Here is a 14,968-nt window from a genome sequence, read left to right on the forward strand (position 1 = left end):
TTGAAACCGTGGAGGGCATGCAGTTCGACCGTGGTTACCTGTCTCCCTACTTCGTGACCGACGCCGAGCGCATGGAAGTGGTCATGGAAGACGCTCTGATCCTGATTCATGACAAGAAGATCAGCAACATGCGCGACATGATCAACGTCCTCGAGGCTGTTGCCAAACAGGGCCGTCCGCTGCTGATCATCGCCGAGGACATCGAGGGTGAAGCCCTGGCCACCCTGGTGGTCAACAAACTCCGCGGCACCCTCAACGTTGCTGCCGTCAAGGCTCCCGGCTTCGGCGATCGCCGCAAGGCCATGCTTGAGGACATCGCTATTCTCACCGGTGGCAAGGTGATTTCCGAGGAAGTCGGCTTCAAGCTGGAGAATGCCACCATCGACATGCTCGGCAACGCCAAACGGATCGTCATCGACAAGGAAAACACCACCATCATCGATGGCGCCGGCAGCGAAGCGGACATTCAGGGCCGGGTCAAGCAGATCCGTGCCCAGATCGAAGAGACCAAGAGCGATTACGATCGCGAAAAACTGCAGGAGCGCCTGGCCAAGCTGGTTGGCGGCGTTGCCGTGGTCAAGGTCGGTGCCGCTACCGAAACCGAGATGAAGGAGAAAAAGGCCCGTGTCGAAGACGCCCTGCACGCAACCCGCGCGGCCGTCGAAGAGGGCATCGTCCCCGGAGGCGGGGTGGCCCTGATCCGCTGCATCAAGGCACTCGAAGCCCTTGACCTGCCTGGTGAGCAGAAATTCGGTGTCAATATCGTCAAGCGCGCCATGGAAGAACCCCTGCGCCAGATTTCGGCCAACGCCGGAGCCGAGGGCTCCATTGTGGTCAATCAGGTCCGCGGCGGCGACGATACCTTCGGCTTCAATGCGGCCAGCGACGAGTATTGCGATATGCTCGAAGCCGGCATTATCGACCCCACCAAGGTGGTGCGCAGCGCCCTGCAGAACGCCTCTTCGGTGTCCGGCCTGATGCTGACCACCGAAGCCTGCGTTGCCGAGCTTCCCAAGGAAGAAGCTGGAGGCATGCCTGGTGGTATGCCCGGCGGCATGGGCGGCATGGGTGGCATGGGCGGCATGATGTAATTGCCCTGACACTGTAGCGGTATAAACAAAAGCCCCCCGGAGAGATCCGGGGGGCTTTTGTTTTCCGTGAAATGCTGCTGGTTTGCCGGGGGCTTTCAGAGCACCTGCAGCAGAACGCTGCGATCCTGACTCATGGGGGCAACGCTCAGCAGGCGTTCTTCGCCATCGTGGAACAGGCGCACGGTTACCTGCGTCTGGTCGCGGCCTTTGCCGTAGCCGGCGACGATGGCGGCCGCCAGCAACAGGTCGTTTGGTGTCGGGTTGCCGCTGATCAGACCGGTCGGGCCGCGAAACTCCGGGGCATGCATCAGGATATAACCCGGACGGGCGGCGGCCTGCAGGTTTTCATTGTCTTCCTGGTTGCGCCCCAAGGTCAGCTTCGCCGAGCAGGAGAGGCGAAACTGTCGACCGAGTTTAAGGATTTCGATATCCTGTACGGTGCATTCGGGTTGATGTTCCAGCAGGTCCCGCAGTTTGCCGGTAAAGGACTTTTCCGTCAAAAGGCAACCGCCCCCGGATCCGGGATATTCATGCAGGTCCCATTGCCGGGCATAGTCCTCCTGGCGCTTGCGGGAACGGCCCTGGATGTCGAGAAGCTTTTCACGGGCAACCAGACCCTGTTCCTCCATTGCGGTTGGCGGCAGAAGCCGGGCGCACAAGGGGCGCAGAATGATGTCGGCGCTGCCGGCATGTTTGGCGACGGCCTGAAGGGCATTGTAGTTCTGGCTCATGGGGCGCTGGCCGAGAACTTCCCCGGAAAATAGAAAATCAAATTTACCACTTTGGACATGGCGCGCCGCCAGTCGGAACATCAGGGCGTGGCAATCGATGCAGGGATTGAGATTTCTGCCGTAGCCGTAGCGGGGTTTTTTCAGCATATCCAGGTGGATGTCGCCGATGTTTTCGACGATCAGTGGAATATCGATCTGGCGGGCGGCCTGTCGGGCCCGCTCCACGCCGAAAAAGGGGGTCACGAATACGATGCCGGTGACCGCGACGCCCTGGCGTTTGAGGGTCAGGGCCGCAAGGGTGCTGTCGAGCCCCCCGGAAAAAAGACCGAGAGCTTTACTCATAACAAAATCAACCTCCGAAATTTCTGCACGCGAACCCGGGTTGTCTGAACCCTCCGAGACCCGTTCCGGTGCGGGAGCGGCATGGAAACTGTCCGTGGTTTCAGTGATATCGCCGCTGCTGCAGCGATACCTCTTGCCCTGTCGCGCTTTTTGATGGTAATGTTTAGTTTGATCCGATAAAACGCAGTTTCATTTCTGTATACGAAATTCGTCTTGCCAGGGGCCTTACAACAGTGAAAAAGAGCAAAAACATATTGCAGGACAACTATGGGCGCACCATAGAGTATCTGCGGCTGTCGGTGACCGACCGGTGCAATCTGCGCTGTCGTTACTGCATGCCGGCCAGCGGGGTTGAGACCATCGACCATGCCGATATCCTCTCCTACGAGGAAATGTTGCGCGTGGTGGCGGTGGCGATTCGCTGCGGGGTCAAAAAAATTCGTGTGACCGGCGGCGAGCCGCTGGTGCGCAAGGGCATCGTCGAGTTCATCCGTGATATGTCCGATCTTTCCAAAAAAATTGAAATCACCCTCACCACCAACGGCATCCTGCTGGCGGACATGGCGGCGGACCTGCGCAAGGCCGGTCTGAGTCGGGTCAATGTCAGTCTCGATACGTTGCGGGAGGATCGGTTTTTGGAGATCACCCGTCGTGCCGGGCTGCAGAAAGTCATCGATGGCTTGCATGCGGCGGAGGCCGTTGGTCTTACGCCCCTTAAAATCAATATGGTTCCGATTCGCGGAGTCAACGATGATGAAATTGCCGATTTTGCCCGTCTGACCCTCGATCAGCCGTGGGAAGTCCGTTTCATTGAGTTCATGCCGGTCAGCGACGGTCTGGATTATACACCGGACAACATGTTCCCGGCCGCCGATATCATCAAGGCGCTGGAAAATGTCGGCAAGCTGGTTTCCGAGTTGCGGCAAGGCCCGGCTGGCCCGGCCCGCATGTTTCATTTTCCCGACAGTCCGGGTCATATCGGTGTGATTCCGGCGGTTTCGGAGCATTTCTGTGGCGAATGCAACCGCATGCGCATCACGGCCGATGGGCGCATCCGACCCTGCCTGTTTTCCACTGAGGAAATCGATCTGCGCGGTGCCTTGCGTCGCAACGCCAGCGATGCGGACCTCGAGGCAATTCTTCGCAACGCCGCCTGCGCCAAACCCGAACGCCATCACATCGGGGAAAAGGACTTCCGTCAGGGCAAGCGCCGTATGCACGGCATCGGCGGCTGAGACGTATTGCTTTCTGCTTCGTGCGGCCCCGGAAGCGTCAAGCTTCCGGGGCCGTTTCCGTTTTTGCGTGTCGTCACCGCCGGTCTCCCTTCGAGGCAAGGTTTATATTTTCTCCGCCGCCGCCGCCAGACCGTCGGCTACCAGCTCCAGAACATGACATGCTTTTTGCGGCAGCCCCGCATGGTTGATGGCGTCCTGCAATTGCATGATACATCCCGGGCAGGCGGTCGCCACGATTTCGGCGCCGCTGTCCCGGATCCCTTCGGCTTTCAGGGCACCAAGCTGTTTGCTGACATCGTAATGGTAGACCGAAAAGGTTCCCCCCAAACCGCAACAGGCATCGGCATTTTTCATGTCGACCATGTGTACCGAGGGCAGCGCTGACAGCAAACGGGGAGGAGCATCCTTCAGCCCGGCCTGACGCAGATGGCAAGGCACATGGTAGGCAACGGGGCGCGGATTGTCATGGCGGGGCATGCGCAGCAGTTTTTCCTCTATTCCCTGCTTTATCAGAAACTCATGGATATCCATGACCTTGTCGGAAAGTGCCGCATGCTGCGGACCGAGGTCGCAAAAATGCCTGGTCAAACCGCTGTGGCAGGAGGCGCAGGCGGTGATGATGACATCGGCCTTGTGCGCCGTCAGGGCCTCCAGGTTGCGGTCCGCAAGCCGCGCCGCGGCTTGGCCGTCGCCGGCGCAAAGCGCCGGCAATCCGCAGCATCCCTGGTCTCTGGGGATGAGAATGTTCATGCCGAGATTCTGCAGGACGGCTACAACGCTGTCGCCGATTTCCGGAAGCACGTAATTGATCATGCAGCCGGTGAAAAAGGTCACCAGGGGTTTGTCGGGCTCTCCCGCGATGAATTCGGGATGGCTCTGGCGAAAAGTCCGGGGTGCGATTTCCGGGAGCGTGCGGTCTCGGCTGATGTAGGGCGCCGGAAAGCGCAGGCGCAGGCCGCTGCTGCCGGGAACGCGGCGCAGGGCCAGCCAGGAGAACATGCGACCCATTCGGGTCAGCAGGTTCATCAGCCAGGGGCGTTGCAGTACCGTGGCAACGCCGCGGCCGAACAGGGTCAGTCCCTTTTCCCGTCCTATGCGGCGTCGCAAAGCCAGAATAATCTGGTCGGTCGGCACCTGATTGGGGCATTCCTTGACGCAGCGGCCACAGGCCAGGCATTGGGAAATATCGCTGATAAACCGGCGGTCGAGATCGATCTTGCCATCCAGCAAAGCCTGTGCAAGGGATATCTTGCCCCGTGCCACCACCGCTTCGGACTGGACCTGGCTGAACACCGGGCAGTGTGCCCTGCAGGTGCCGCATTTGACGCATTCGCGCAGGTTTTTCCGGTAATCTTCTATGTCCTGATGTTTGCTCATGTATTGTTCCGTAGGGCGGTCGGGCCGCCTGGTGTTGTGCGTTTTCCTGGCTTCGGGCCCATCAACGGCGTGATCTCGATCATGCCGTTGGGCCATCAACCGGGAAGATTTTCCCCGGATTGAGGATCTGCTTCGGGTCCAGAGCGTGCTTGATGGTCTTCATGCAGGCCATGGTCGCCGGGTCAAGCTCCATGCCGAGGTAGGGTGCCTTGCTGGTGCCGACGCCGTGTTCACCGCTCATGGTTCCGCCGAGTTCCAGTGTCTTGGCGAAAATCTCGCGGATGGCCGTTTCGGCCTTTTCTTCCTGTCCCTGGAGGGAACGGTCGACCATGATGTTGACGTGGATGTTGCCGTCTCCGGCATGTCCGAAGTTGACGATGGGAATTTCCAGCCTGTTGGAAATGCTCTCGATGGCGCGGATCATATCGGGAAGCTTGCTGCGCGGCACGCAGATATCTTCGTTATATTTATCGGGATTGACTTTGCGCAGGCTTGGCGAGACGCTGCGCCGTACCTGCCAGAGCCGCTCGCTTTCCTCGTCGGTGGCGGCGATGCTGGTGTGCACCACGCCGAGCGGAGATGCGATTTCGAGGATGCGGGTGGCCTGCCGTTCCAGCAATTCCCGGTCGCCGTCGACCTCGATGATCAACACCGCGCGAGCCGACTCGGGAATATCGAGGTTGGCATTCTGGCGCACGCAGGCCAGGGCCGTCGCGTCCATGAACTCGAGCGTGGTGGGAATGATTTTGCCGCGGATGATGTTCGATACGGCCTGGGCGGCACCGTCGATGGAATCGAACATGACCAGCATGGTTTTTTTGGCTTCAGGCCTGGGCAGAAGTTTGAGGATGATTCTGGTGATGACCCCGAGGGTGCCTTCGCTGCCGACCATCAGCTTGGTCAGATCGTAGCCGACCACCCCTTTCATGGTTTCTCCGCCGGTGCGGATGATGTCGCCGGTCGGGGTGACGACTTCCAGACCGAGAACGTAGTCCTTGGTGACCCCGTATTTGACACAGCGCGGACCGCCAGCGCATTCGGCGACGTTGCCTCCAAGTGTGCTGAATTTCAGCGAGGCGGGATCGGGAGGGTAGAACAAGCCCACCTCCTCCACCGCTTTTTGCAGGGTGGCGGTGACGACTCCCGGTTCCACTTCGGCGATGAGGTTGTCCTGGTCGATGCGCAGGATGCGGTTCAGCCGGGTCAGTACCAGGGCGATGCCTCCCCGGATCGGAACGCTGCCGCCGGTGAATCCGCTGCCGGCGCCCCGAGGGTAGACGGGGAGATTTTCAGCGTTGGCCATTTTCAGGATCAGGCTGACCTGTGCGGCGTCTGCGGGGCGCACGATGACATCGGGGAAAAATTGCTGCTGTGTGGCATCGTAGGAATAACAGATGCGATCGGCCTGTTCGGTGGAGACGTATTGTTTGCCGACGATATCCCGTAAGATGGTGATGATGCGGTTATCCAGCATGGCTTCGAAGAGGTCCTTCGTAAAGCGGTTTCCGTCCGCGGATGTTCGGAGACAAAACCGGTTGAAGATAAAAAGGCCCGGCACGATCCGGGCTTGCGACTGTCCAAAAGATGCAATATAGCAGAAAACGGCCTTCGAGGTCCACCCGCAGGTTGATTCTGCCGGTGCGAATCGCAATCGCGATTCCCGGGCATCGGTTCAGGGTGTCATTGACACCTGCCGGCAAAGACCATAAAATGGCGCCCTTATCGGGGAGAACATCGTTTGAAGATAAAGAGCTGTTACATCTGCCAGCACTGCGGTTACCAAAGTCCCAAATGGCTCGGGCGCTGTCCCGATTGCGGCCAGTGGGACGCCATGGTGGAGGAGCGGCGCGAGGCGGGCCCTTCGCAGCGTCGCGGAGGCGTTGCCCTCGCGTCTTCTGCCACGCCGCAGCGTCTCTGCGAGGTGGCGACCACCGCCGAGCAGCGCTGCCTGTGCGGCCTGTCGGAGCTCGACCGGGTGCTGGGTGGCGGTGTAGTGCCGGGATCTCTGGTGCTCATTGGCGGCGATCCCGGCATCGGCAAGTCGACCCTTTTGCTGCAGGCCGTCGACCGGCTGGCAGCTACCGGTGCGGTGCTGTACGTTACCGCCGAGGAATCCACACGCCAGGTCAAGATGCGCGGTGAGCGTCTCAATGTCGGCGCCGGCGACCTGTTCCTGGTCTCCGAGACCTCGCTTGAAATTATTCTGGAACGGGTGCGTGAACTGCGTCCCCGTTTTCTGGTGGTGGATTCCATTCAGACCATATTTACGGCCGATCTCGAATCGGCGCCCGGCAGTGTCAGCCAGGTGCGCGAATGTGCCGGTCGCCTTATGCATCTGGCCAAGGGCCAGGGGGTATCGACTTTCATTACCGGCCATGTCACCAAGGACGGCGCCATTGCCGGGCCGCGCATGCTCGAACACATGGTCGATACGGTCCTTTATTTCGAAGGGGATGCCGGGCATCCCTACCGGGTATTGCGGGCGGTCAAGAATCGCTTCGGCTCGACCAATGAAATCGGCGTATTCGAGATGAAGGAGGGCGGCCTGGCCGAGGTGCCCAATCCCTCCGAGCTGTTTCTGGCGGAACGTCCCGAGGGGGCGGCCGGCAGTGTGGTGGTGCCGACCCTGGAGGGGAGCCGTCCGATCCTGGTTGAATTGCAGGCACTGGTATCGACCAGTAATTTTGGCCAGCCGCGCCGTACCGCCATCGGCATCGATCCCAACCGGGTGGCCCTGCTGGTTGCCGTGCTGGAAAAAAAGGTCGGACTTTCGATGCTCAACCAGGATATTTTCTTCAATGTCGCCGGCGGGGTTCGCCTGTCCGAGCCGGGCGTTGATCTCGGCGTTATCGCTGCCCTGGCATCCAGCCATTTGAACCGCCCGGTGCCTGCCAGCCTTATGCTGTTTGGTGAGGTCGGCCTGGCGGGCGAAGTGCGGGCCGTGTCCCGGCCGGAATTGCGGGTACGGGAGGCCGCGCGTCTCGGGTTCGACCGCTGCTATCTGCCTGCGGGCTGTCTAAAGGCGGTTGACGCGCCGCCCGGCATGGAGTTGCGCGGGGTGCGCTGCGTCGAGCAGGCACTGGACGAGGTGTTCGCATGAGATGTTCGCGCAGGGCCGTGCGTTGGATGCTGGTTGCCGGGCTACTGCTGTCGACCGCTCTGCAATGCGGCGCCGCACAGCACATCCGCGCAGCCCAGGTCAGCTATCTCGCCAGCCGCAACTTTCCCGAAGTCGCCGCCGAATTTGCCCGAATGCGGCGCATGGGGCTCGATACGGTAATCCTTCGCGTTTTCCAGCGGCCCGGGGATCGTTTCTATGCTTTTATCGAACCGCAGGCGCCCGCCGGAGTTTACTTCGCTACCGATGGGGCACCGGTGGTGGCGGATGCTCTCGGCGCCCTGACGGAACTGGCGCACGCTGCCGGATTGAAGGTTTTCGCCTGGATGACCACGCTGAGCACGCCGTTGTCCGGAAACGAGGAATGGAAGGGGCGGCGCTATGATCCCGGCAGTGGTTGCATCATTCCCTGCGAGGCCCTCGATCCTTTTAATCCGGAAGTTCACCAGCGTCTGGCCGCTTTGTTCAGGGATCTGGCCCGTTATCCCATTGATGGCGTGCTGTTGCAGGATGACCTGGTGTTGCGCCAGACCGAAGGGTTCTCCCGTGCGGCCCTGAGTGCCAGTCTCAAGGATACCGGACGTTTTTATCTGCCTGGCGAGCTTTTCGCTGAAACCGTACGGGGTCCCGACGGCAAGGTGCGTGTCGGTCGTCTGGGGCCGGCTTTTTCCGAGTGGGCGGTCTGGAAAAACCGCCATTTGCTGGGGTTGGCCGAACATTTACGCTCCGCAGCGCAGGAAGTGCGGCCGGGTTTGCCTTTTGCGCTGAATCTTCCCTATGAGGTGCTGACTTCCCCGCGGCATGGATTGGCGTGGTTCTCTCAGGATTACGCGCAGGCGCTGAAATCCGGTTTCGAATATGTGGCGATCATGGCTTATCACCGGCAGATGTCCGCGGAGCTTTCGTTGCCGGTAGCCGCGGCCATCGCCAAGGTTTCCGAGCTGGCTCAGGCCGGAGTTCGCGATTTGCTCAATCCGGCAGGATTGCTGCTCAAGCTGCAGGCGCGCGATTTCGTCAGCTCGCAGGATGTTTCGCCTGATGAACTGCGGCAGGTCGTGCGCGCCGTAGCCCCGGCCGGGCCTGTAAGCCTGGCGTTTTTTCCCTACCATTCTTCTCTCGGGCTGATGCCGGAGGAGATGGCACTATCCTGGACTGAGGAGGAATGATGAACGAAGGTTTGACCCATCTGGATGAAAACGGCAAGGCGATCATGGTGGATGTCGGCGAAAAGAATGCCACGGATCGTCTGGCGATTGCCCGCGGTGAAGTGCGCATGAAGGAATCGACCCTGAAACTTATCATGAGCGGTGAGATGGCCAAGGGAGATGTGTGGGCGGTGGCGCGGGTTGCCGGAATCATGGCCGCCAAAAAGACCCCTGACCTTATCCCTTTGTGCCATCCGCTGTTGCTGTCATCGGTTTCCGTGGACTTTACGCCGCATCCCGGTCAAGGTCGCGTCGAGATCGAGGCCCGGGTGCGCGTGACCGGGCAGACCGGTGTGGAGATGGAGGCATTAATGGCGGTTGCGGTCGCGGGCCTGGCAATTTATGATATGTGCAAGGCGGTCGACAAGGAAATGGTGGTGTCTGAAATCCGGCTCATGGAAAAGCACGGTGGCAAGAGCGGCACTTTTCTCCGGCAGGAATGATTTTGTGTCTGCAAGTTGCGCAACTGGAGTTTCCTGTTAAATTTGGCTGTCAGGGTTTTCCGGGATGGCATCTGGAAAGGAGCCTCTGACCTGATACGGCCCGCTACAAGCGGCTACGAGCCATTTCTGTTGACTTGACAATCGATTTCATTTACATTTGCAAGCCCATATAGCACAAGGAGAATTGCATGGATCAGGAAACACTGAAAGAGTTCAAGGGGCTCCTTGAATCTCAGTTGGAAGCGCTGCTGCGGGATGCCGGAAAAACTGTTTCGGAGATGACCGATGACCAGAGCAATTTCCCCGACCCGACCGACCGGGCTTCCCTGGAATCGGACCGCAATTTCGAATTGCGCATCCGCGATCGCGAGCGCAAGCTGATTATGAAGATTCGCCAGGCCCTGGAGCGGATCGAGCACGGTACTTTTGGCGAGTGCGAATGTTGCGAGGAGCCAATTGGCATCGAACGGCTTCGTGCCCGTCCTGTAACGACGCTTTGCATCGACTGCAAAACAGAGCAGGAACGCAAGGAAAAGATTGGATGACCCTGCTCTTCTAGGAAATGGGCGGATCGGGGAGTGCGATGGCCTGCAATGAATGCTCGATTCTTCACCAGGTGTTGTGCATCGCTGTTGGCGAGCATCGTTCTCCCCTGGAAAAATGCAAAGAGATATTGGCTTGTCTGGAGCGCTCCCTGCCTGTGGCGGGAGCGTTTTTTTGGTACCCGGGAAGCGCGTCCGGCGTTGGTACCGCCATCGTGGCGGCATCGGACGCCAATGCTTCGCCACCCTGTGAAAGGCCCCGCGTTTTCGCCACGCAATCTTCCGACGGCTGCTGTCCGGTTGCCTCCCCGCCCGGTTTTTTTCATGTTGCCGCCATGGCATCAGGCCGCGAGTTGGGAATTCTCTCTTTCTGCCTTGCCGATTCTTTATCCCTGGCTCCATCCGTGCAGCAGTTGGCCGGAAACGTCAGCATGATCCTGGCTGGCCAATTGCGGCAGCATCTTGACGGCCGTTCGCAGCAGCAGACGTTGCGCCATGCGCTTCTTCTGGCCGACCTGGCGCGTGCCCTGGGAGGCACCGCGGATCTGGAATCGTTGCTGAATGAGATCTGGCGCGTGCTTGAAAGCGACGGTGGTGTGGCCTGCGTTATTCTTCGGCCGTTGCACGGTGCGGCAGTGCTGGGTCGGTCCCAGGTTCGCCTGAGTTCCCACCGCCAGGCCGATCTGGGTACTTTTGAGGACATGGAACTGGACCTCGGTGCTCGCGTCCTTGCCGATACCCGGATGCACCTTGTCGCTGGTTCCGGTATGGCAGCTAAAGCCGTTTGCTGGCCGCTGGTATTTCAGGGGCGTTTGCGCGGCACCCTCTTCCTGGCTGAAGACGGGCGCTGTGGCGCCCTGGATCTGGGAACCCGGCAGTCTTTTCTGCACAAGCTGGCAGGGCTGGCGGCTCAAAACCTTGAACGGCTCGAAGCCCTGCAGGACCGCACCCTGCTGCTGCGGGAAAACACCCGAAAACTTCACGAAATTTCCCTTCTGTACCGCATCTCGAGAGCCATGCACGGCACCTTGCGCCTGGACGAGTTGATGCATCTGATTCTGTCGGCTGTAACCATTTCCTGGGGGGGCGGCTTTGAAAGAGCGATGCTTTTTCTGGCCAATGAACGCAGTGGCGTCTTGCAGGGAATGGTAGGAGTTACGCATGTCTCCGCCCGCTATCTGTTCTGTCGGGAAGAGGGTGAGGCCGAATGGGAATTGCCGACAATTACGGCGGATATCTGCGAGCGGCAGAGGCAGGATGAATTCTGCCAGAAGGTTTTCAAACAGCGACTTTCCCTCTCGGACAAAAACAATCCGTTGTCGCGGGCCTTGCTGGAGGACAGGCTGATTTTTATTACCGATACCCGAAAGGGAGAAGGGTCTTTCGGCCGGCTTTCAGAAACTCTTGGCTTTGACGCCTGCGCGGTAGTGCCGTTGCGTGGCCGGAGCCGTGCTCTTGGCGTACTGGTGGTAAACAGTTCCAGTCTGGACCGACCGGAGCTTCTGGCGCGGCGACGGTTTCTTGAACTGTTCGCCAATCAGGCCGCTCAGGCAATGGAAAATTCCATGCTGCTGAGCCGGCTCGAAACTTCTCATCAGGATCTGCGGGAGACTCAGGAGCGTCTCATTCAGGGGGAAAAAATGGCCGCTCTCGGCGAGACGGCGGCCTCCGTGACCCATGAACTGCGCAACCCGCTGGTCTGCATCGGCGGGTTTGCCCGCCGCCTGGCAAATGTCCTGCCCGAAGCGAGCCGGGAGCGGGAATACAGTGAGATTATTGTGCGTGAGGTGCGGCGCATGGAAGAGATGCTGACGAACATTCTCGCCTTTTCCAAAAAACAGATGTTGTGCATTTCCGAATGCGATATCATAAAAATGCTTGACGAGGTTCTGATTCTCGAGGATGATTCTCTGCGAAAAGGGAACATACGGCTGGTCAGGGAATTTGGCGAGGACGTGCCCCCGGTTCAGGGAGATGTCCAGAAACTGCGTCAGGCCGTGATCAATCTTATTGATAATGCCCGGCAGGCCATGCCCGAGGGGGGATCGCTCGTGGTGCGGGCATATAGCACTATGTTGCGGGGAGATCGTGCCGCGGCGGTGGAGATAGAAGATACCGGCGGTGGTATTCCGGTGACCATTCTGCGCAATATATTCAATCCCTTTTTTACCACCCGCAAACAGGGTACCGGTCTTGGATTATCCATTGTGCATCGCATTCTGGAGCATCATCGGGGAGAAATCGAGGTTCAGAATACGGAACTCGGGGCGCGATTCGTTCTGCGTCTGCCGCATGCGTCACCATCATGCCAGGCGTTGGACAGACATCGGCCGTTTACCTGAAAGACGCAGGAAAAGATAACGGGGCTGTAGCTCAGTCGGGAGAGCGACGCGTTCGCAACGCGTAGGTCGGCGGTTCGAGCCCGCTCAGCTCCACCAATAAAAGCACAGGGGGCCAGACACTGAATGTGTTTGGCCCCCTGTGCTTTTGCTTCGCGAAAATACCTCCGCCATGGGCGAAACAACATTTTCCTATAACCCGGAACGATCCGTTTTGAAAACGGTTACGAAACGCCGGAAGGTTGCCGGTTGGTGTTTTCCAATAATGAGGCAGGGTTGTTTCCTGTTCGGAAAATAACCAGGTTTTGAAGCCATTTCCGACATCCCGATAAACGGTCCCTGGCATCGGCGGCGTGGATAAATCTCGAAGGCCTGCTTGCAAAATCGATTGGGGATGGTAACCTGAAAAACAAATGGGACACACTGGCAACCACCACAGTCCAACTCTTGGCGCGCATGGTTTTTCCCTCCTGACCGGCGCGCATTTTTTTGTCCTGCGACCATTGTTCGATAGTGTCTGCCCTTCCGGGTTTTATAGTATGGAACACTGGATTGAAGGGGAGCTGTCGGGTTTGCCGTGCCTCGTTTTGAGGGTGGTGAGAATGCCCCTCTCCCGGGGAATAATTTACTTGCAAGGCATAAGGCACTCTGTTATAAGTACCAAATATCCAGGTTATGAAAGAGCTTGTGATACGCTGTTCTAGGTCGTGAGTTTCGGCGCAACGAAGATTGTTGCCTCGATGGTTTCATGGCTTTTACGTCTATATTGTTCATTTGCCTTATAGCAGGATGGTTGGCCTGCGCAGTCCGTGAACCTGTAAAACCCGGTTGCGGGTTGTCTACCCGCGCGCCTTTTGTGCGGAAGCGCTTGTTTTATGCGTTTCTTTAGATGTCTGGGTAAGGTGAACAATCAACAACAAGACTAGGAGGATTAGGTATGGCTAAGGAAATGATCGACCAATTGGTAGCCAACGCTCGCAAGGCTGCCGACGAATTCAAGCTCTTCACCCAGGAACAGGTTGACAAGATTACCGCGGCCATGGATGCGGCCAGCGTTGCCAACGAAGTCAAACTCGCAGAGATGGCCGTTGAGGAAACCGGCATCGGCCGCGCTGACCACAAAGCCATCAAGAATCATCTTGGCGCCCATGTGGTGTACGAGTATTTCAAGGACAAGAAATCCGTTGGCGTCATCAGGGAAGAAGATGGCGTGAAGTACGTGGCTGAGCCTTTTGGTGTGCTCGCCGCCGCAACGCCGACGACCAACCCCACTTCGACCGTCATGTTCAAGGCTCTGATCGCCATGAAGACCCGCAATGCGATCATTTTTGCCTGCCATCCCCGCGCGCAGAAGTGCAGTGTCGAAGCGGCGAGAGTTTTGCGCGACGCGGCTGTCTCTGCCGGTGCTCCAGAGCACTGCATCCAGTGGATTGAAACCCCCTCCATTGAAGCGACCAATCTGCTGTTCAAACACCCGGGCGTGAATCTGATTCTGGCCACCGGCGGCAATGCCATGGTTAAATCCGCTTACAGCTCCGGTCACCCCGCGATTGGCGTCGGCGCAGGCAATACCCCTGTGTTTATCTCGAAATCCGCCAAACTCAGCGTCGCGATCAATAACGTCATCGCTTCCAAGACCTTTGACAACGGCACCATCTGCTCCTCCGACCAGTCGGTGATTTTCGACGATCCGGCCATCGCTGAAAAAGGCGTGAAGATGCTGGTTGAGCGAGGCGCCTATCTGGTCAATGACGAGCAGAAGGCAAAACTCGAAGCGGTTATGTTCGACAAGGAAAGAGGCGTTCCGGCCGTGGCAATCGTAGGTAAATCGCCCCAGGTTATTGCCAAGATCGCCGGTTTCGAGGTCCCTGAAGATGTGAAGCTGCTGCTCGTGCCCCTGAAGAGCATTGGTCCCGAGGACTGGTTCAGCCACGAAAAACTGTCTCCGGTGCTCGGTTACATCAGCTACAACAGCACCGATGAAGCGATTGAAGCAGCCAAGAGCCAGCTCCGCTGGGGTGGCGCCGGCCACACGGCCGTTATCCATGCACAGGACGAAAAGGTCATCGACAAGTTCGCCCTGGAGATCCCTGCCAATCGACTGCTCCTGAACCAGCCTGCGGTACACGGCAGCATCGGGCTTATCTACAACAAGCTTCCGCCCTCACTCACCCTGGGTTGCGGTACCGACGGCAACAACTATCTGGGCAACAACATCAACTACATTGACCTTCTGAGCATCAAGTCGGTCGCTGCACGTATCGTTGATTACGAAAGAGACGAATAAAACCGACTCTGAAGATCGGCAACTTCAATGTTTTGCCGGTCACGTATCAGGATAGGCTGGGAAGTGGGACTTTTCCCTGGGTAAAGTCCCACATCGTTTTTTATCCAGGCGCTTTATTAGGTTTAAGTATAGCCTTTAGCGGACCATTGCAGTTCCGGTGGGTTTTTATTGCACAGTCTGGTTTTTCCTTGTTTAAGGACCGACTTGTTTATCGCAATCGTTTTGGGGGTAATGTATTCCATTCCGGCAGAGGGGTAG

General features: G+C 58.4%; 11 protein-coding genes and 1 tRNA gene. 9 read left to right on the top strand and 3 right to left on the bottom strand.

What is annotated here, in order from left to right; all coding sequences use genetic code 11:
* Positions 1-1,091 (top strand): chaperonin GroEL (groEL, locus tag AB7E65_RS07515; protein ID WP_428745573.1); only part of this gene is annotated, 1,091 nt, incomplete at its 5' end.
* Positions 1,092-1,186: 95 nt separating this feature from the next.
* On the opposite strand, the gene AB7E65_RS07520 is transcribed toward groEL, so the two are convergent.
* Positions 1,187-2,164, bottom strand: coding sequence for a thiamine biosynthesis protein (locus tag AB7E65_RS07520; RefSeq protein WP_428745574.1), 978 nt, complete (start codon positions 2,162-2,164; stop codon positions 1,187-1,189).
* Positions 2,165-2,397: 233 nt separating this feature from the next.
* On the opposite strand from AB7E65_RS07520, the gene moaA reads away from it, so the two are divergent.
* Positions 2,398-3,399 carry a GTP 3',8-cyclase MoaA gene (moaA, locus tag AB7E65_RS07525; RefSeq protein ID WP_428745575.1) on the top strand — a complete coding sequence of 334 codons (1,002 nt, stop codon included), beginning with the start codon at positions 2,398-2,400 and terminating at the stop codon, positions 3,397-3,399.
* 102 nt (positions 3,400-3,501) lie between these two features.
* Here moaA and AB7E65_RS07530 read toward each other — a convergent pair whose 3' ends face one another.
* Both AB7E65_RS07530 and AB7E65_RS07535 read right to left on the bottom strand, forming a co-directional pair.
* On the bottom strand, positions 3,502-4,776 hold the full coding sequence (locus AB7E65_RS07530; protein WP_428745576.1) for a (Fe-S)-binding protein: 1,275 nt from the start codon (positions 4,774-4,776) through the stop codon (positions 3,502-3,504).
* A gap of 79 nt (positions 4,777-4,855) precedes the next feature.
* Positions 4,856-6,250 carry an FAD-binding oxidoreductase gene (locus AB7E65_RS07535; RefSeq protein WP_072288101.1) on the bottom strand — a complete coding sequence of 465 codons (1,395 nt, stop codon included), beginning with the start codon at positions 6,248-6,250 and terminating at the stop codon, positions 4,856-4,858.
* A gap of 264 nt (positions 6,251-6,514) precedes the next feature.
* Between AB7E65_RS07535 and radA the strand changes: the two genes are divergently transcribed.
* The 7 genes from radA (at position 6,515) to AB7E65_RS07570 (ending at position 14,710) form a co-directional block, all read left to right on the top strand.
* Positions 6,515-7,876, top strand: coding sequence for a DNA repair protein RadA (gene radA, locus AB7E65_RS07540; protein WP_428745577.1), 1,362 nt, complete (start codon positions 6,515-6,517; stop codon positions 7,874-7,876).
* Complete coding sequence (locus AB7E65_RS07545) at positions 7,873-9,060, top strand: poly-beta-1,6-N-acetyl-D-glucosamine N-deacetylase PgaB (protein ID WP_072286855.1); 1,188 nt, start codon at positions 7,873-7,875, stop codon at positions 9,058-9,060. The genes radA and AB7E65_RS07545 overlap by 4 nt, the downstream gene beginning before the upstream one ends.
* Entirely contained in the window at positions 9,060-9,542 is a 483-nt protein-coding gene (gene moaC, locus AB7E65_RS07550; protein ID WP_428745578.1) for a cyclic pyranopterin monophosphate synthase MoaC, read from the top strand. Before AB7E65_RS07545 ends, moaC begins: the two co-directional genes overlap by 1 nt.
* Positions 9,543-9,730: 188 nt before the next feature.
* Complete coding sequence (gene dksA, locus AB7E65_RS07555; RefSeq protein ID WP_072286857.1) at positions 9,731-10,087, top strand: RNA polymerase-binding protein DksA; 357 nt, start codon at positions 9,731-9,733, stop codon at positions 10,085-10,087.
* A 38-nt stretch (positions 10,088-10,125) separates the two neighbouring features.
* Positions 10,126-12,426 (top strand): sensor histidine kinase, encoded by a 2,301-nt coding sequence (locus AB7E65_RS07560; protein ID WP_428745579.1) that lies wholly within the window; start codon positions 10,126-10,128, stop codon positions 12,424-12,426.
* 20 nt (positions 12,427-12,446) lie between these two features.
* Positions 12,447-12,522, top strand: a tRNA-Ala gene (locus AB7E65_RS07565).
* An 838-nt stretch (positions 12,523-13,360) separates the two neighbouring features.
* On the top strand, positions 13,361-14,710 hold the full coding sequence (locus AB7E65_RS07570) for an aldehyde dehydrogenase family protein (RefSeq protein ID WP_428745580.1): 1,350 nt from the start codon (positions 13,361-13,363) through the stop codon (positions 14,708-14,710).
* Positions 14,711-14,968 lie beyond the last annotated feature (258 nt).

It is taken from the genome of Syntrophotalea sp. (assembly GCF_050253115.1).
GTDB classification, from domain to species: Bacteria; Desulfobacterota; Desulfuromonadia; order Desulfuromonadales; family Syntrophotaleaceae; genus Syntrophotalea; species Syntrophotalea acetylenica.